Source organism: Celerinatantimonas diazotrophica, from assembly GCF_004339545.1.
GTDB lineage: Bacteria > Pseudomonadota > Gammaproteobacteria > Enterobacterales > Celerinatantimonadaceae > Celerinatantimonas > Celerinatantimonas diazotrophica.
In genome coordinates this window covers 99434-116012 of the sequence record NZ_SMGD01000019.1, presented here as the reverse complement: position 1 = coordinate 116012, position 16579 = coordinate 99434, and the positions used below count along the sequence as shown (strand labels likewise).

The 16579-nt window shown below is 44.0% G+C and carries 22 protein-coding genes and 1 pseudogene; 6 read left to right on the top strand and 17 right to left on the bottom strand.

Going from position 1 to position 16579, the window contains the following annotated elements; genetic code table 11:
- Positions 1 to 45: 45 nt before the first annotated feature.
- Both EV690_RS17925 and EV690_RS17920 read right to left on the bottom strand, forming a co-directional pair.
- Complete coding sequence (locus EV690_RS17925) at positions 46 to 1281, bottom strand: MFS transporter (protein ID WP_224054964.1); 1236 nt, start codon at positions 1279 to 1281, stop codon at positions 46 to 48.
- Between the two features lie 41 nt (positions 1282 to 1322).
- Positions 1323 to 2438, bottom strand: coding sequence for a 4-oxalomesaconate tautomerase (locus EV690_RS17920; RefSeq protein WP_131914399.1), 1116 nt, complete (start codon positions 2436 to 2438; stop codon positions 1323 to 1325).
- Between the two features lie 138 nt (positions 2439 to 2576).
- Here EV690_RS17920 and EV690_RS17915 point away from each other — a divergent pair, with 138 nt between their 5' ends.
- Entirely contained in the window at positions 2577 to 3515 is a 939-nt protein-coding gene (locus EV690_RS17915; RefSeq protein WP_131914398.1) for a LysR family transcriptional regulator, read from the top strand.
- Positions 3516 to 3950: 435 nt separating this feature from the next.
- Here EV690_RS17915 and EV690_RS18335 read toward each other — a convergent pair whose 3' ends face one another.
- From EV690_RS18335 to EV690_RS18780, 5 genes are all read right to left on the bottom strand, one after another.
- Positions 3951 to 4091 carry a hypothetical protein gene (locus EV690_RS18335; protein ID WP_165872818.1) on the bottom strand — a complete coding sequence of 47 codons (141 nt, stop codon included), beginning with the start codon at positions 4089 to 4091 and terminating at the stop codon, positions 3951 to 3953.
- 64 nt (positions 4092 to 4155) lie between these two features.
- A complete protein-coding gene (locus EV690_RS17910; RefSeq protein WP_131914397.1) occupies positions 4156 to 5070 on the bottom strand; it encodes a nucleotidyl transferase AbiEii/AbiGii toxin family protein in 915 nt (304 codons plus the stop codon).
- 6 nt (positions 5071 to 5076) lie between these two features.
- Complete coding sequence (locus tag EV690_RS17905) at positions 5077 to 5850, bottom strand: type IV toxin-antitoxin system AbiEi family antitoxin (RefSeq protein WP_131914396.1); 774 nt, start codon at positions 5848 to 5850, stop codon at positions 5077 to 5079.
- A 231-nt stretch (positions 5851 to 6081) separates the two neighbouring features.
- Positions 6082 to 6531, bottom strand: coding sequence for a class I SAM-dependent methyltransferase (locus tag EV690_RS17900; RefSeq protein WP_263433858.1), 450 nt, complete (start codon positions 6529 to 6531; stop codon positions 6082 to 6084).
- A 130-nt stretch (positions 6532 to 6661) separates the two neighbouring features.
- Positions 6662 to 7069, bottom strand: coding sequence for a 2Fe-2S iron-sulfur cluster-binding protein (locus EV690_RS18780; protein WP_131914394.1), 408 nt, complete (start codon positions 7067 to 7069; stop codon positions 6662 to 6664).
- 199 nt (positions 7070 to 7268) lie between these two features.
- On the opposite strand from EV690_RS18780, the gene abiEi reads away from it, so the two are divergent.
- The 3 genes and pseudogenes from abiEi to EV690_RS18510 all read left to right on the top strand — a co-directional run.
- Entirely contained in the window at positions 7269 to 7793 is a 525-nt protein-coding gene (gene abiEi / locus EV690_RS17890; RefSeq protein ID WP_131914393.1) for a type IV toxin-antitoxin system AbiEi family antitoxin, read from the top strand.
- Positions 7794 to 7821: 28 nt separating this feature from the next.
- The gene (locus EV690_RS17885) at positions 7822 to 8709 is read left to right on the top strand and encodes a nucleotidyl transferase AbiEii/AbiGii toxin family protein (protein WP_131914392.1); all 888 of its coding nucleotides are present in this window, start codon (positions 7822 to 7824) and stop codon (positions 8707 to 8709) included.
- 143 nt (positions 8710 to 8852) lie between these two features.
- Positions 8853 to 9095, top strand: a pseudogene (locus tag EV690_RS18510) (hypothetical protein); the annotation flags it as partial.
- A gap of 52 nt (positions 9096 to 9147) precedes the next feature.
- Here the strand turns inward: EV690_RS18510 and EV690_RS17875 are convergent.
- On the bottom strand, positions 9148 to 10008 hold the full coding sequence (locus EV690_RS17875; RefSeq protein ID WP_131914391.1) for a YicC/YloC family endoribonuclease: 861 nt from the start codon (positions 10006 to 10008) through the stop codon (positions 9148 to 9150).
- 131 nt (positions 10009 to 10139) lie between these two features.
- Here EV690_RS17875 and rph point away from each other — a divergent pair, with 131 nt between their 5' ends.
- Both rph and pyrE read left to right on the top strand, forming a co-directional pair.
- The gene (gene rph / locus EV690_RS17870; RefSeq protein WP_131914390.1) at positions 10140 to 10859 is read left to right on the top strand and encodes a ribonuclease PH; all 720 of its coding nucleotides are present in this window, start codon (positions 10140 to 10142) and stop codon (positions 10857 to 10859) included.
- Positions 10860 to 10875: 16 nt separating this feature from the next.
- Entirely contained in the window at positions 10876 to 11520 is a 645-nt protein-coding gene (gene pyrE, locus EV690_RS17865; RefSeq protein WP_131914389.1) for an orotate phosphoribosyltransferase, read from the top strand.
- A 145-nt stretch (positions 11521 to 11665) separates the two neighbouring features.
- On the opposite strand, the gene EV690_RS18330 is transcribed toward pyrE, so the two are convergent.
- The 9 genes from EV690_RS18330 to mscS form a co-directional block, all read right to left on the bottom strand.
- Entirely contained in the window at positions 11666 to 11821 is a 156-nt protein-coding gene (locus EV690_RS18330; RefSeq protein ID WP_165872816.1) for a hypothetical protein, read from the bottom strand.
- A 73-nt stretch (positions 11822 to 11894) separates the two neighbouring features.
- Entirely contained in the window at positions 11895 to 12050 is a 156-nt protein-coding gene (locus EV690_RS18325) for a hypothetical protein (protein ID WP_165872815.1), read from the bottom strand.
- A 73-nt stretch (positions 12051 to 12123) separates the two neighbouring features.
- Positions 12124 to 12279, bottom strand: a complete 156-nt coding sequence (locus EV690_RS18320) for a hypothetical protein (protein ID WP_165872814.1) — start codon at positions 12277 to 12279, stop codon at positions 12124 to 12126.
- A 73-nt stretch (positions 12280 to 12352) separates the two neighbouring features.
- Entirely contained in the window at positions 12353 to 12508 is a 156-nt protein-coding gene (locus EV690_RS18315) for a hypothetical protein (RefSeq protein ID WP_165872814.1), read from the bottom strand.
- 73 nt (positions 12509 to 12581) lie between these two features.
- Positions 12582 to 12737 carry a hypothetical protein gene (locus EV690_RS18310; protein WP_165872814.1) on the bottom strand — a complete coding sequence of 52 codons (156 nt, stop codon included), beginning with the start codon at positions 12735 to 12737 and terminating at the stop codon, positions 12582 to 12584.
- 73 nt (positions 12738 to 12810) lie between these two features.
- Complete coding sequence (locus EV690_RS18305; protein WP_165872814.1) at positions 12811 to 12966, bottom strand: hypothetical protein; 156 nt, start codon at positions 12964 to 12966, stop codon at positions 12811 to 12813.
- A gap of 72 nt (positions 12967 to 13038) precedes the next feature.
- Positions 13039 to 13194: a hypothetical protein gene (locus EV690_RS18300; RefSeq protein ID WP_165872814.1), complete on the bottom strand. Its 156-nt coding sequence runs from the start codon at positions 13192 to 13194 to the stop codon at positions 13039 to 13041.
- A gap of 1247 nt (positions 13195 to 14441) precedes the next feature.
- Complete coding sequence (locus EV690_RS18590; protein WP_263433843.1) at positions 14442 to 14573, bottom strand: hypothetical protein; 132 nt, start codon at positions 14571 to 14573, stop codon at positions 14442 to 14444.
- Positions 14574 to 15176: 603 nt separating this feature from the next.
- Positions 15177 to 16004: a small-conductance mechanosensitive channel MscS gene (gene mscS / locus EV690_RS17860; protein WP_131914388.1), complete on the bottom strand. Its 828-nt coding sequence runs from the start codon at positions 16002 to 16004 to the stop codon at positions 15177 to 15179.
- Positions 16005 to 16579 lie beyond the last annotated feature (575 nt).

Sequence of the window (16579 nt, the reverse complement as noted above, 5' to 3'; positions counted from 1 at the left end):
TGTGCGAGCTGCCATGCAGCTCGCTATGAAAATAACAGGAGTTAATTAGCTTTTGACGGCAACTACTTCTTCAACGTCCTGTTGATTAATATGGTGTCTTAAATAGGTGGCGACGCTAATTCCGATTAGCAGCAGTACAATGACGAATGAAGCCATACCCGCCCAACCCATGAAGGTATAAACGTAGCCGTTGCAGTAACCGAGGGTAGAACCACCCAAGTAATAACAGAACAGATAAAGTGAAGCGGCTTGTCCACGGTCATGAGTGGCATGTTTGTTCACCCAACGCAGGCCGATCGAGTGGCACCCGAAGAAACAACCGGTAAAGATCACGACACCCAGCAGCAATGTTGGCAAGGTATGGGTTAGTGATAACAACATGCCAATGATCATGATGCTAAATAAACCGGTGAGAACTTTAGTGGCACCGTATTTATTGGAAAGTCGACCAGCCTGAGGCGCAGTAATCACACTTAAGGCAAAGCAAATAGAGATAAGCCCGGCATGAGCATGAGACAGATTAAATGGCGCATGTGAGACATAAAATGTCAGGTAGTTATACAAAGAGGTAAATACGCCAAAGATGATAAAGCCAACACCGTACATTGGGAGAATCATTTTGTTTCTAAAATGATCGCTCGCGCCATTGATCATGCGGGTTAATTTAAGTTTTGCAGCAGGTTTGAAATTTTTTGATTCGGGTAAAATGAGAAATACTAGAATCGAAATACAAAACAGCAGGCCTGAAAAGCCATAAAAGATGTTATGTAAACTCGTATGAGTAATCATCTGGCTGGCAAATACTCGTCCTGACATGCCACCCATCGAGTTACCAAATACAAAATACCCAGTGACAACGCCTGCAAACGCGGGGGCGACCTCTTCACTAATATATGCAGTCGCAGCAGCGGCAATACCACTGAGGGTTAAGCCGAGCAGGCCCATCACAGCAACTAGAATGCCCCAAGAGCTGACGAATCCGCACAAACATGTCAGTACTGAGCCAGAAAAAAGTGAAGCTACGATTAATTTTTTTCGACCAAACCGATCCGATAGGCTCCCGGTAAACAGCAGACCTATCGCCAGCAATGCCGTTTCAACCGATAGAATAATACTGACATGATCAATCGGTACCTGATAATGCTTAGATAGAATCGGCAAGAGAGGTTGAATAAAAAATAATGACGCTAATTCAGAGAGTCCTGAAAGAGCGAGTGCAAAAATGACCGTAATGTAGGGCTTACGTGGCGATGTGTCGCCACGGGTGTTTGATATGTTCATAATGTGCCTCATATTATTAAATTAAATTTTTTGGGCTATTGTTATGCAGTGGTATGCTGTTCTACGTCTTCTTCTTTATGACAGACTTTTGCTTCTTGAACAAAAGCTTGTCCAATAAATAGTTTTCGAGCGGTACGAATCACCGAGGCTTTGATATGCTCGGGTTGTTCGTCGGGCTGATTCAGAACCACCTGAATACGGCCGCTCGGGTGCTCGATGGTAACCGGTTGAATAAATGGATTGGTTCGTTTGAGCTGGGCGACTTCGGCAGCCACACTGCCATCAATGACACAGGCTGTTGATAATCCAATAGAACCGGTAATGGCCAAGGATTTATGGCATTGATGTGGCATAAAGTAGCGAACTTGAATCGATCCGCCATGTTCCGGCTTGCTGACTAATACCGGTTTAGGTATTACCATGTCACTGACATCGCCAAAGCCCATTAATCGACCCGCTTTAAGACGGATGGCTTCTAGTCGAGCTAAAAATGCGGCATCTTTATCTAACTCTTGGGGTGTTTCATTGCCTTGCTTGCCGAGATCGCTGGCTTTGATCAGAACCATTGGCATGGCCATATCGATACAGGTGACCTTGATGCCGTCGATGTGATCGCTGGTATGGCCTGTTGGCAGCAGTTTGCCGGTTTTACAGCCAGCTGCATCGAGAAACGTCACACTGATCGGTGCCGCTGTTCCGGGGACCCCATCAATATGGGTTTCGCCGTCATAGACGACTTCACCGTTTTGGGTTTGGATCTCAACGTCAATCAATGTATTGGTATTGACGTTTCGGATCCGAATCGGTGTAATTGACTCTTGGGCGCAAATCAATCCACGCTCAATCGCGGCAGGCCCTACGGCACAGAGCATATTGCCACAATTAGGCGTGGTATCGACTCGGCGCTCATTGACCTTAACTTGAGCAAAGAGATAATCAATATCGGCATCTGGGCTGGTGGAAGGACTGATGATAGCGACTTTGCTGGATTGCGCATAACCGCCGCCCAGACCATCGATTTCTAATTCATGACCGGAGCCCATTAAATTAAGTAAAAACGCATCTCGCTGGCTGCGGTCACGGGGTAAATCACTGGCCAAAAGAACGGGACCTTTAGAGGTTCCTCCACGCATTAATAAACAAGGGATCTGTTTCACTCGTCTAAGTCCATCAGGAAAACATGGGTATAGATTGATACAGAATAATTGATAACTCTAATGAAAAAAATATTATAATTAATGCAATAAAGGTATTAATCGAGTTTGATGAAGTTTAGTGTTTGAGCAGGAGAAGTGATGCAACATGAACTAAAAGGCGTGCAAACGTTTGTAAAAATTGCAGAAATTGGCAGTTTTACCCGAGCAGCAGAATTATTGCATATTTCTCAACCGGCGTTAACCCGACGCTTGAAAAAGCTCGAGGATGACCTAGGGGCGGCGCTTTTTGAGCGTTCAACCCGCCAGGTTCGTTTAACACCGGTAGGCAAGAGCTTTCTTCCGAACGCGCGCAATCTCCTCGATTTTTATGAGAATTCAATCTTAGATATCAAAGAGTTAGCGACCAATCAGACCGGTGTGATTACGATTTCTTGTTTGCCAACCGCCGCCTTTTATTTTTTACCGAAAGTGATTCGCAAATATAATGAAAGCTTCCCCAATATCCGGATTCGGGTGATGGAGCACAGTGCAAACGATTGTCTTGAAGCAGTGCTCAGTGGCGATGCTGATTTTGGCATAAATATGATAAACATCACTGATTTGAGTATTGACTTTACGCCATTAGTGAATGAACCGTTTGTGGTGGCTTGTCGGCGCGACCATGAATTAACGCAACATAAACTGGTGAGCTGGCAGCAATTGTGTGAGTACAAATTGATTGGCGTTCGTCACTCCAGCGGTAACCGCTCCTTGATAGAACAGGCGTTAGAGAGTACCAGTTGCCATCCGAACTGGTTTTATGAAGTGCGCCATTTATCGACTTCGTTGGGGTTAGTCGAAGCCGGGTTAGGGGTAGCAGTGGTACCCAGTCTAGCCATGCCGTTTGATGAACAACATCATCTATTAGTGAGCCGCCCGCTGGTCGACCCAGTGATTCGCCGTACCTTGGGGTTGGTGCAACGCCGCAATACCGAACTTAGCCCCTCAGCCCAGCGGTTCCATGAATTACTCTTACAGCTATGGTCAAATGATCAAGCCTCACCGTGGCTGGTAATGAATCAGGATGCATTGCTATAGAGCTTTATTTGTTCTGTTGCCATTCACTATTTGATGTGAGTATCGCGAGAAATTACGTACCAGTTGATCCACCGTTTAGAGAAAAAATGAACTGGGGTAGAGTGAGGTTTAAATAAAAAGTTCCGTAAAACAGGGTATTGAAATCTATCAGCAAGCTTTGGAAGACGAGAAGGAATGACTCAATATTTGATTTTGCTTGTAAATTAAAATTTATTATTCAAATAAAAACAATGCATTATCTTTGTTATGAGTATTTTTCCTATATTCACTACCCAATTTGCTATCCACGGAAGCGATTTCATTACCAGATAGTTATTAGAAATGGGGACCTATTATTACAAACAGGGATAACTGGTCTCTTGACAGCTTACTAAAGCCACATGGATATTTTGCACACGATTTTTACACTGCTCAACATATTCCTAATAGTGGGCTTCAGGCAACATCTAAACGTCGATCAATTAAGTAAGCATCAGCCCCTAGTTTTCTAAGTTGTGTCTGTACGGTACTACTAAATGGTGCATCGGCGCGAGTTTTTGCTTTGAGTTGTTCTATTTGGCGTTCGAAGGTTCTCATAGGTGCTTCATCACCTAAAAGCTACTTTTAGTAAGCTTTGCTCTCTAAATTTTATGCTTTGGGGTTATCCAATCAGTATTTTTTCAATCCGATGGTAAGCTTTAGCATGTTTCTCTGGGGCCATTTTGGCTAGGTTTTGCAGTTTCCAGCGCACTGCGGGTAACCGCTCAATACCAGAGAGACCAAGCTGTGGCCAATTGGGCTCACAATTTGTGAATGACAATAAAAATGCTCGCTCATGGGACGTCAGTGAGGTATTGATAAGCATGACTAGCTGCTCTCGTGTCGTTTCAAGAGCCGCTTGGGATATGTCTTGTCCGGCCATATTCCGAAATTCCCCTTCGTAAACACCTGAAATGTCTTTGAAGTTTGGTCTGAGCATCTCGGCAATAGGACGTGGATGGCTAATCATATACACCAGTAGGGCTTTTCGGAGGTCATCGGTGAGTCCTTCGTTATCAAGTAGCAGCTTGACGTCAAAGAGATCTCGCGGGTGTTGACGATCCAGAGCTGCACAGATTTTCCCCGCGTATAAATCGGCAAAACTTACCACTGGCATCTCTGCAAAACCAAATTCATTCTCAACGGCTTCACATACTGGCATGATGCTGGGCTCGTAAACTGTACCGCGTAGTACGGGAGAAAGTTCAATCTTTATTTGAACGTGATCTCGCTCCACCAATAAACGCAGTGCATCTGATTTATCTCGGAAGGCGCGAACAACCCGAGTATTGTTGATGCGGGTTGTGATCGTGACAGCCAGGGTATCTAGGTTACTCTTGATGGTCTGAAGGGCCTCAGTCCGTTCCATCATAGGCAGAAAAACTAAGTCGATATCAACCGAAAGGCGAGGAAAGTCACGAACGAACAAATTGATAGCGGTTCCACCTTTGAGGGCGAAGCAATCGTGCGATGCTATAAAAGGTATAATTTGTAGCAATAGCTGGACTTGCCGATAGTAATGGCTTTGTCTATCCATTGTTCTTTACATCTCCTTTGGTACGGTGATCTGCCAAGTTGGATCTAGTTTGCCGCCTTTAGCGATCAGTCGTTTACCTGAACCCAACGCACATTGCTCCGGTGTTAAGTGCTTGAGCCAGGAATGTTGGTGTCTTCCTGCTAGCCAGAGAAAGAGTCGCTTTACTTTGATACTGCTACAGGTTTTCAGCAAGTTATTCAGCTTGCGAGGCGATAGGTTATGTAATCCTTGCATAAGCTGGTCGGCATGTTCAAAGCTGATGGCATTGGGTACTGCAGCCAAAAGCTCCAAAATGGCTTTCTCTGGGCAGGAATATTGCAGTGGCGGGAGTGATGCTTGCCAAGTAGCTTGCCGTAGGTATTTATTGTCTCGCATGAGTGTCTCTGGCCAAAGGCGACGAGTGCCATGCCATTCAAATTGTGTTGGAGTATCGATTCTGTCCAGCCATTGAGGAAGCATCTTTGCGGAATAGAGGTGAATCCTAGTTTTCTCCCCTTTGGATAGGTAATGACTAAGTCCTTCCTCTTCTAGCGCGCTCAAACCGCCAACATGGACAGGAGCATCGGACATACGTTGTAATGAAGCTACGATTCCTTTCCAAGATAGCCTTGCGCCCTGCCTAGCGTAAACACCGGCGGCAAGAGGGAATAGTGTTTGGCTGCGTACTGCATTGTCCAGAAAGTGCCGGTTAAATCCTTGAGCTTTAAGCCATGATTTGGTGGCGATCATATCTAAGGGCAGCATTTTCTGTAACTGCTGTCTGGCTTCAGTGTTCAGCATAACTGACCTTAATTTGGTTTGAAAAAATAAAAATATACGTTAATTATTGACGTAGTTTGTCATTTTTTCAAACTAGATTTGATTTTTATAGTTTAAAAATAATTAAATATACGTTAATTATTGACGCAAAAATGGAGTTTTTTAAACTTCTTAAGACCGCATTCATGATCCTTTTCCAAGAGACTTAAATATAAAACTAAGCCTCATCTACACATGGGGGACGATGGACAGTTACGGGGCTAGGCGAAAGCTGAGTAAATAGTGATCGGGGCAGCTGTCGCGCTCATAATGGTAAATTTCAAACCCTGCGGCGATGACTTCTTCCATGGCCATTTTCGGCGTGACTCGAGCATGGTTGCCTTTAAAGTCAACGATCACAACGCGCGCTTTTTCGGGTAACTGCTGTTTAAGGTTGGCTAAAAAGGTACTGCGCTCGGTGATAAATCGATAGGTGTTCGCCATAAATAGTAGATCAACGTCATCCGGCAGGCATGGGCTGGTGGGGGTACAGGCGGTGCATGTCAGGTTCGGCACATCTGCAAATCGTCGTTGCAGGTAAATGCGAATGTTCGGTTCGAGATCGATTGCGTAAATCTTGGCCGCCGCGGTGTGCGTTAAAAATTGCTGGCAAAAATAGCCCGTCCCTGCGCCTAAATCTGCTACCACTTCATTTTGAGCGATGCTTAAATAATCAATAATATGGGACGTGTTTTGCTATTCTTGGCGGTTCTCACCGTCAAAAATTAAAGCGAGTTTTTCCGGTTCTACAAAACTAACCATTGGTTCCCCTTTCGATACGGTTGTGATGGATTTATCCAATTTGGATATCAAGGTCTGACTCAATCGTGGATGAGCAGGCCAGTACATACCCTTGCTCGATTTCCTCGGTGGTGAGGGGGCTTTGACTGGTCGATGAAACTTTGCCGTGATTCACCTTGCACTTACATGAACCACAGATGCCACTACGACAGGCGATGATGATGGGCAGTTGCCCTTGCTCGAGTACATCGGCTAACACATCTCCGGCATGGGCCGCGAGCGTTTGCTCGTAAGCCGGTACGCGAATGTTGACTGGCTGCATCGATGGGTTGGCCTGCGCCGGAGTATCAGTGGCCGGAGCGGCGGGGGTAAAGCTTTCATGGAAAAAGTACTGCCTATCAACCGATGAAACAAGGACGTAATGCTTCTTGTCATTGCGGTAGCGGTAAAATTTCAACATTGTTGTATGGACAATATGTTAAAGCAGTCAAGCATGTTAGCAAAAAACTCGCTAAACATGGCTTGCCTGAGAGACTGAGTGTCTATCTTTAGGTCTACAAATTATTACTCATAAAGTAACTTTATGTAGACCAATGCCTTGTGCAAGTTTAATAGTAGATCTACACTAAGTGAGTTATTTGGTAATTTAGTGTAGACCTATGGCTAAATCTGATGAGCTACTCAGCGCATTAGCAAAAGCGGTTAACGCTGGCGGTGGCGTGCACAGTGCAACTGAGCTTGCTTTTATGTTGGGCGAGCCTTGTGACCCAGCTTTTAGAAAGTTTCTCGCTGATAGCGTAAAGAAGGGCTTACTAAGACGAGTGGTGAAAGGCTTCTATGAAAGTATGATTACACCACCTGAGCCTGAGACGGCTATTTATAAAATCATCAAAAAATTGCGTAGTGGCGTATTGAACTATATCAGCCTAGAAAGTCAGCTCAGCTATACCGGCGATATTTCACAAATTATGATGGGCAGAGTCACGGTAGTGACTAAAGGTCGGAGTGGTTGTTTTGATACGCCTTATGGCGTGATCGAATTTACCCACACTAAGAAGCCAGTCGAACAAATCGCACTCCATTTGTACTATGACTCCGACATCAAAATGTATCGCGCAAACAGAGCACAAGCGCTTGCAGATCTAAAGCACTGCCGACGCAATCTACATATGTTGGAGCGCTAAGTATGGGGGAGCGTGTAGGAGATAAAGTATGCTGAAGCAACAAATTCGCCAAATCGTACAGTCAAATCCTGACTATGCAGCAGTAACCCCCGTGATAGAAAAAGAGATCTTGCATCATGACATTATGGATGTGCTGATCAAACAAGGTGTTCTGCAGCGATTGACCTTTATTGGCGACACCTCATTACGCATGTGTTACAACAGCAGTCGGTTATCAGAGGATCTTGATTTCAACGGTGGTGATGATTTCAAACCATCCGAGTTTGAGGGGCTGGAGTCCGAAATCCAGACCTATATTCAAAATAAGTATGAAACCGAAGTTTGGGTAAGCAAGCCCTCTGGCGAGCAGCAAGGGAATACCGTTTCGTGGAAAATTAGCATCGTGAAAGAGCCTAATCGTCCTGATTTACCGCGGCAAAAAATGCATATTGATGTCTGTGCGATGCCCTCATTCGATATCGAAAAGCGTCCGTTAATCAATCATTACGACATTGTTGTCCCGACTGAAGGCATCTTGGTCCCTGTACAGTCACTACAAGAGATATTGGCCGATAAGCTTATTGCGTTAGCGTATCGAGCAAGGCGTATTAAGCCTCGTGATATCTGGGATATTGTTTGGATTAAGCAGCGTGGGATTGATTTATCCAAGGTATTGGTTGAAAAGAAACTCAACGCCAGACACAAGCAAACAGATGACTTTAGACAAATGCTGTCTACTGCGTTAGCCAAATTAATGTTGGAAGACGAAGTACACAATGACTTCAATATGGAAATGAGCCGTTTTATCCCCAAGCAAATTAAAGAGAGAACTTTAGATAACCCAGAGTATTGGACATACGTTCAGGGTGAGGTAAATGCCATCGCATCTGAGTTACTTCATGATGACACAGCCAAAAATCCATTTGATATGGGTTAGTTCTAGACGCTCTTATTTTTTATTCAGGAATTATTGGAGGTTTTGCCGCTTTCATCCCAGTTCTTCAGCAACGGTGACTTAAGTTAGGTCGTCCAGAAAATTCTGTTGCGGCCAATCTAAAGCAATCTGTCGGAGACATCTTTTCGCAAAACAGGGTAAGTTCGGATCGAGTGCGTGGTCGTGACTGTCTTCGCCACCGAGAAATGGGTCAGCGTTTATTCCTATTCGTGCGAGAGCAAAGCAAAGACGAGTACGGATGTACTATGGGCTTTGTAAACTATGGAGAAGTGGAATATGTGTCTCATACTGGCTATCCGCTAACAAGTATTACATGGCAATCGCCGATGCCGCATTTTATATGGCAACAAGCAGCTAAACTGCACTAGGGTAATAGCCTTCAATGAGCAGACAGCATTGCTACCTGCTCGGAACGATACATTATTCGATGTTTTGGATCTGCTCGCGCATTTGCTCGATTAACACTTTCAGCTCAACTGCTGCCTTGGTGATGTCGGCATCGATTGATTTTGAGGCCAAGGTGTTGGCTTCGCGGTTAAACTCTTGCATCATAAAGTCTAAACGACGGCCACAGGTGCCACCTTTTTTAAGGATATTGTGGGTCTCGGTGACGTGGGCGTCTAAGCGATCCAGTTCTTCGGCCACATCCAGCTTTTGGGCCAGCAAGACAATTTCTTGCTCAAGGCGACTTTCGTCTAGTTCTTCGGCCACTTCGGTTAACCGGGTGCGCAGTTTATCACGTTGCCATTCAATGACTTGTGGCAGCCGCGAGCGGACAAAATTGGCTTGTTCAGTAATGGCACTAAGGCGTGCTTCAATCATTACCTGAATCTTTTCACCTTCGCTGGCGCGACTGGCAATAAAGTCGGTCAAGGTGGCTTGCCAGAGCTTGAGTAATTCTTGGCTGATGGCATCTACATCTTGCTCGGGGGTTTCCATGACGCCTGGCCAACGCAAAATATCGAGCGGGTTAATCTGGCCGCCGGCTTGTTGTTGAACCCATTCGGCATTTTGAATCATTTTTTTAGCGAGCTCTTGATTCAGCGTCAGTTCATCATTTTGCGACTGGCCCGATTCAAAGCGCAGGTTATTTTCGACTTTGCCGCGTTGCAGTTGTTTGCGAATTTTATCGCGCAATTGCGGTTCTAAACCGCGAAAGTTTTCCGGCATACGCCAGTAGGTTTCGAGATAACGTTGATTAACACTGCGGATTTCCCAGGTTGCACTTCCCCAGTCACCGGAAACTTCACGGCGTGCGTAGCCCGTCATACTATGAATCATTCTATTGAGTCCACGAGGAAAATTTAACTGATTATACCGTTAATGTGGACACACGTCAGTGTCATTCATGGCCGAAGCGGTGCAAAATCCGTATAATTTGAATTATCTTTCATGGTTATAAGGTATACAAGATGCGTCCAAACGGCAGAGCCGTGACCGACATTCGACCGGTTACATTCACTCGACACTATACTCGTCATGCTGAAGGGTCAGTTCTGGTGACTTTTGGGGATACCCAAGTGTTATGTACAGCAACGGTTGAAGACGGAGTCCCACGGTTTTTAAAAGGCAAAGGTCAGGGGTGGATTACCGCTGAATATGGTATGTTGCCACGTTCTACCGGCTCAAGAATGGCGCGTGAATCAGCCCGCGGTAAACAGGGCGGACGGACAATGGAGATCCAGCGTTTGATCGGTCGTTCACTGCGTGCTGCTGTTGATTTAAAAGCTCTCGGTGACGTCACTATTACCGTTGATTGCGATGTCCTCCAGGCTGACGGTGGAACTCGGACCGCTGCAATTAGCGGTGCTTGTGTGGCATTGATGGATGCCATTTGGTGGATGCAAGCGCAGGGTAAAATCAAAGTTAATCCAATGAAATATTTGATCGCGGCGATTTCGGTTGGCATCGTCGAGGGGCAGCCGCGCTGCGATCTGGAATATGTGGAAGATTCGAGTGCTGAAACCGATATGAATGTGGTCATGAGTGAAGATGGCCGGATGATCGAGGTTCAAGGCACTGCTGAAGGCGAACCTTTTAGTCACGAAGAGCTCTTAGAGCTGTTAGAATTGGCAAAAGGCGGGATTGATTCGATTTTCAATCTGCAGCGTCAGGTACTTAATGAAGGCTAAGATGTAAGGAAGTAGAATGAAAGCGTATCAAAAAGAGTTTATTGAATTTGCCCTCAACCGTGGGGTGTTAAAATTTGGTCAGTTTACTCTCAAGTCGGGTCGAGTGAGTCCATATTTTTTTAATGCAGGACTGTTCAACCGGGGAGCTGATTTAGCTCGTTTAGGCCGCTTTTATGCTGCTGCGCTGGTCGAATCTGGTATGAATTACGACATGGTCTTTGGCCCTGCTTATAAAGGTATCCCACTAGCCAGTGCCACGGTGATAGCACTCGATGAGGCATATGATATTGACAAACCATATTGCTTTAATCGTAAAGAAGCGAAAGATCACGGTGAAGGTGGCAATTTGGTGGGCTCGGCCTTAGAAGGGCGCGTGATGCTGGTTGATGATGTGATTACCGCCGGCACTGCCATACGTGAATCGCTAGAGCTGTTTTCTCATCATCCTTGCCAGTTGGCGGGGGTATTAATTGCGTTAGACCGTCAAGAACGCGGTCAAGGTGAGCTTTCGGCTATTCAGGAAGTGGAGCGCGATAGCGGTGCCAGAGTGACGGCAATTATCACCCTTGCTGATTTAATTGAGTATCTTAAAAATCATGGTGATAATGATCAGGCATTAGAAGCGATTCAGGCTTATCGGGCCCAATATGGGATTGCATAGGCTGTTTGCTTATTTTCCTGATCGTTGATGCTCAATTACTTATGTCATAAAGCAAAGCCGGACACAATCTAATGTGACCGGCTTTTAGCAATGGAGATTCAAAAAGGTCATCCTTAACCGCCTTGAATAGATGAAGTAATAAATATTACCGTCCACCCGCGGTGTTCTGGATGCTGTAATGGTCGGCTTGGCTAACTGGCACCTGATGCTGTTGTGGGAGAAACTGCGCAGCCATTGCGCTCGCACTAAACAGACCAATCATGGTTGCCATAACAGCGGCTAAGATTTTGTTGCTTTTCATAATTCTTCCTCGATCACTATCGTATTGATTAATTTGGCTTCAATTATATTTTTATAGTTTTTAGCTTGGCGACTTAATGGCCGCCGGCAGTATCCTGAATACTGTAATGGTCAGCTTGGCTCACTGGCACCTGGTGCTGCTGTGGGAGAAACTGGGTTGCCATTGCACTTGCGCTAAACAGACCAATCATGGTTGCCATAACAGCGGCTAAGATTTTGTTACTTTTCATAATTCTTCCTCGATTTCTATCGTATTGATTGAATTGGCTTCAATTATTTTTTTATAGTTTTTAGCTTGGCGACTTAATGGCCGCCGGCAGTATCCTGAATACTGTAATGGTCAGCTTGGCTCACTGGCACCTGGTGCTGCTGTGGGAGAAACTGGGTAGCCATTGCACTTGCGCTAAACAGACCAATCATGGTTGCCATAACGGCAGCTAACATTTTGTTGCTTTTCATAATTTTTCCTCGATTTCTATCGTATTGATTAATTTGGCTTCAATTATTTTTTTATAGTTTGTAACTCAGCGACTTAATGGCCGCCGGCAGTATCCTGAATACTGTAATGGTCAGCTTGGCTCACTGGTACCTGGTGCTGCTGTGGGAGAAACTGGGTAGCCATTGCACTTGCGCTAAACAGACCAATCATGGTTGCCATAACGGCAGCTAACATTTTGTTGCTTTTCATAATTCTTCCTCGATTTCTATCGTATTGATTAATTTGGCTTCAATTATATTTTTATAGTTTTTAGCTTGGCGACTTAATGACCGCCGGCAGTATCCTGAATACTGTAATGGTCAGCTTGGCTTACTGGCACCTGGTGCTGCTGTGGGAGAAACTGGGTAGCCATTGCACTTGCGCTAAACAGACCAATCATGGTTGCCATAACGGCAGCTAACATTTTGTTACTTTTCATAATTCTTCCTCGATTTCTATCGTATTGATTAATTTGGCTTAAATTATATTTTTATAGTTTTTAGCTCAGCGACTTAATGGCCGCCGGCAGTATCCTGTATACTGTAATGATCAGCTTGGCTCACTGGCACCTGGTGCTGCTGTGGGAGAAACTGGGTTGCCATTGCACTTGCGCTAAACAGACCAATCATGGTTGCCATAACAGCGGCTAACATTTTGTTACTTTTCATAATTCTTCCTCGATTTCTATCGTATTGATTAATTTGGCTTCAATTATTTTTTATAGTTTTTAGCTCAGCGACTTAATGACCGCCGGCTGTATCCTGAATACTGTAATGATCAGCTTGACTCACTGGCACCTGGTGCTGCTGTGGGAGAAACTGGGTTGCCATTGCGCTTGCGCTAAACAGACCAATCATGGTTGCCATAACAGCGGCTAACATTTTGTTACTTTTCATAATTCTCTCCTCGATAAGTTTGAATTTATGCATAATCGCTTAATTCTAACGCACCGTTTTTATCTCTCCCCTTTGGGGAATGGGTTTGGTTTTAAGGCCAAAAAACCCCACACAGTAATTTTGATTACCGTGCAATGAAGAAGATTAAATAGTGTTACTGACGAAAAATGTCAGATTAAGACCTACGACATACAGGACATATTTGCTACGACATAGAAACCATCATTTATGACTGCTTCCACGATGGTTTCATCAAAATGTCACACTATTTTAAATTCAACTTTCAGATTTTTTACTTTCTGCTATTTTTTGTTGCTTCATAATAGTGCAAATTCTTCATGACTCTTTTTATTTGTATCTGCCAATTATTATGGAGATCTTGTTAACACTTTTCAAGTTTTATTTTTAATAATTATTTATAGATTTTCGCTTCATTTCGTTTGCTAACAGCTTATATTTCAGTACATTTACGCAAATTTGTCACGAAAAGAAAATTTAACAATCAGTTTAAGAATAACAAATGATTAACATTTCGGAGGGGGTTTAATTTGACTATATATATGTATTATAAAGCAATTTATTGAACGAATCTCTCCATTATTATTGAGAGGAACCCATAATGGTGCATGAAAAAATTTATTTTTGAGACACGTTATTATCGTATTTGGGTTTCGATATTCGAAGATTTTTTACTGAGTTGACTCAATCAACGGTGTCTGGTGATCCGCTAGATATGGATATATTTGGTCATGACAAAGCATTGTTGATCACCTTAGCTCACGCTGAGCAAGCGTTAAAATCAATTTTACTCGGGGAGCGATATCATTTCGGCTGATGGGTCTGTGTATGTGCTCAGTGATTTACTGGGTGAACGCAGGTTTTTTTATAACTGGTCAGTCCAAATGGTTAGTCTTTTGCTCATGGCCATGTCACTAATAGCGTTGTTCAGGCGCTAGAGGTAATTCTTTTAGTGCAAAATAGTTTTTGAGTGTTTGAATGATTTGTCTAAGGAATGTTGGCAGTGGGTTGGATAGCTTGATGATGCTGTCCATTCACTGACTGAACGTTGCTCTGAGCTAAAAAGCCAATATGTTTTTAACTAGGTATGCTAGATGTTGAAAACGTTTGGGCAATAGCTTAAAGCTAACGCGCTGCATGATTAGCCAGCCAACAAGATGGGCAATAAGAAAAGCTCCGTTGAATACGGAGCCTTTTAAGGTATTATTTTCATAATAATCTGACTTAGCTTACTTGATTTCAGCTGTCTGTTTGCGTTCATTGAGTTTGCGTTGGTTATATTCAAGACTAATTGCTTCTAAGCTGAAAATACCAACGGCTGCAATGACCATCGCCTCAAAAAATTCGAAGATGAGTCTCATATCGTGCTCCTTAACTCGTATCAAATAACACTGTTTGTCGTTGCTGTGTTAGCGGGTCGACGTCTCAGATACTGGCAAAGGCTCATGTTGTCAGTGAGGTGGGATGCGGCTCTTTCCAATTAAATATATTACAAAATATCAAATATGAAAACAGTTTTTTAACAAACAAGTAACAATGTATGGTTATTTAACCATAAAAAGTGATGCCTGTCACGAAAACCAGATGTTTAAATGTGTAAATCATCGTAAAGTTATTAACTAACATTTAACATATTAAACATTTGGAAAGCTAAAATTGTGTAACGCTGTGTTAAGAAATTATCTAGATAACGACAGATTTGGTTGTAATCTATTGAATAAATTATGTTTTTTTAGATAAACATTATTCAGAAGCTGTGTTCAAAAAACGTTGGCCAATTTTTTTAGGTGTATTGTGATATCTTCAGTGAGTTGCTTTCCCGGTTAGCAAGTAAACGCTTTTTTGTTGCAATACTCAGTGGAGCAGAATCAAAGAGACGTAAAAAACGTCAATGTTCTGGCCCTTTGCAGCACACTAAAGCCAGAGCCGTTGTTTCCTGCTCTGGCTTATTATATGGCAAAGGTTTAGGCGTTACGGTCGATGTGCACATCCATCTGCGGGAATGGAATCTCAATTCCGGCTTCATCCAGCGCGTTTTTGATCGCTTCAAGTAGATCATAGCGAACTGGCCAGAAGTCACTAGTTTTAACCCATGGACGAACGGCAAAGTTTACTGAACTATTTGCAAGCTCTAAGACCCCAAGCGTGATAGGTTCATCTTTTAAGATACGTGGTTCATTGTCTAAAACCGCTTGGATCACCGCTTTCGTCTGCTTTAAATCTGCTTTGTAACTCACTCCAATGATAAGGTCTAGACGGCGTTTTTCGTGACGCGAATAGTTCGTGATTGCTCCTCCAAAAACACTGGAGTTTGGCACAATCACCTCTTTATTATCGGGAGTGGTGAGTGTTGTTGTTAAAATTTGGACCGATTTTACCGTTCCAGCAGTTCCCGCCATTTCGACATAATCGCCTGCACGGAAAGGACGGAACCCAACGATTAAAACCCCTGCGGCAAAGTTAGATAGACTGCCTTGCAGAGCTAAACCAATCGCTAAACCTGCTGCACCTAACACTGCTACAAACGAAGCAGTTTGAACACCCACTCGAGATAATGCTGCGATAATAACAAAAGCAATCAGTAAGTATTTCACCATTGAGCCAGTGAATGAGCTAATGGTGTTATCAACTTTGCGCTTGTTCATGACCCTTTCGATGCTAGAAGCGATAATGCCAGCAACGATAAAGCCTACGACAATGATGACTAGGGCGGATGCGGCATTGACAATATACTGCAATACCAGTTCTTCATTATTTGCAAACCAGCCTGAAGCATGGTTGATAATGTCCATAACGTTCCTTGCTTAAGAAAAATTGCTAAAATTTGAATTTAGCATAAGAATCAGTTTCATGCGCTATATTTGCATGGATCTCATTAGTAGGTAATTGACGCCAGCTCAAGCCAGAAATCTCTGTATATCTACACTCTTGTTGGCTTTGTATTGCGCACAAGCGCCTGCCCGGCCCCGGATTTTATTGCATTCCATCCGGGCTACGATTGTTTTGGAATTGTAGCCCGCTAGAAGCGAAGCGGATGGCGGGGATCTTGATGCCGCGTAGCTTAAGCGGATTTATGCACAAATATCCCGGATTTCATTGCATTCCATCCGGGCTACGAGTGTTTTGAAAGTGTAGCCTGCTAGAAGCGAATGGCGGGGATCTTGATGCCGCGTAGTTTAAGCAGATTTATGCACAAATCCCCCGGATTTCATTGCATTCCATCCGGGCTACGATTGTTCTTGAAAGTGTAGCCCGCTAGAAGTGAAGCGGATGGCGGGGAGGCGGATAATGCGTTGCTTCGAAGAGATTTGAGCACAAATCCTCCGGATTTCATTGCATTCCATCCGGGCTACTTGTTCTTGAAAGT